Below are 262 nucleotides of genomic sequence, written 5' to 3' on the forward strand. Positions count from 1 at the left end.
ACCCAGGGCGTCTCCATCCGCACCCCGCGCCAGAATTTGTGGAGGCGCCAGAGATAGGGTGAGATCCAGGAAACGCCGGATTCGAGCATCACCATCTTCAGCCGCGGATATTTAGCGAATACGCCCTCAACAATGAGGCTGGTGAGCTGGGTCTGGAACGCCTGGGCCTGACCGACATAGTCCTCGATGTGGTAGGAACCCCATCCCACTGCGGTCGGCGGATTGTGATAGGCGGAACCGGCATGGATGCCGACCGGCAGGC

General features: G+C 61.1%; 1 protein-coding gene. It reads right to left on the bottom strand.

Annotated features, from left to right (window positions below; all coding sequences use genetic code 11):
- Nucleotides 1-262 (bottom strand): amidohydrolase family protein (locus tag C1X29_RS30030; protein ID WP_158247916.1); only part of this gene is annotated, 262 nt, incomplete at both ends.

It is taken from the genome of Pseudomonas sp. GW456-12-10-14-LB2 (genome assembly GCF_002884345.1).
Classification (GTDB): Bacteria; Pseudomonadota; Gammaproteobacteria; order Pseudomonadales; family Pseudomonadaceae; genus Aquipseudomonas; species Aquipseudomonas paraglycinae.